Genomic DNA, 457 nt, shown 5'->3' on the forward strand with positions numbered 1-457 from the left:
CCCCGCCGTGCCTTGGGCAAACGGACGGGGCCTTCTGGATCTCAAATCCAACTTTGCCGGGAGTGTACTGCCGGCGTTTGATTTCGGATGCACCGCGGCGTTCGGCCGACGATCCGACTAGCAGTCTCTGATTTTTAGGGGATATGGCAGGTCACGGTTTGCCGGGTGGCGCAGACGCTAAACCCTGGCACTTATGCCTGCCGCGGCTCCAGTGACAACTGGAACCCTAGGGGACGATCCGGTGGCGTCATAGCTCCGCTCCTCTGTCCGTTGCGATTGTTGTCAATTCGAAGCACAAATCGCAAATGCCTGCGGCGTCTCGCAGGCCGCCTTTGGGCGGCGAGGCCATCGAAAGACGGCCGGCTTCGTTGACTTCCGGAGACTGCGCTCCTGGGTTGCCCGCGTCAACCATCAACAGCCGGTTACCGAAAAACGTGATCGCCGGGAGGTTACGTAC

1 protein-coding gene is annotated in these 457 nt (G+C 60.6%); it reads right to left on the reverse strand.

Annotated features, from left to right (window positions below):
* Positions 1-247: 247 nt before the first annotated feature.
* Positions 248-457: hypothetical protein (locus EN994_RS35795; protein WP_206530594.1), on the reverse strand; the 210-nt coding region annotated here is incomplete at its 5' end.

It is taken from the genome of Mesorhizobium sp. M7A.F.Ca.CA.002.09.1.1, from assembly GCF_003998555.1.
In the GTDB taxonomy this organism is placed as follows: domain Bacteria; phylum Pseudomonadota; class Alphaproteobacteria; order Rhizobiales; family Rhizobiaceae; genus Mesorhizobium; species Mesorhizobium ciceri.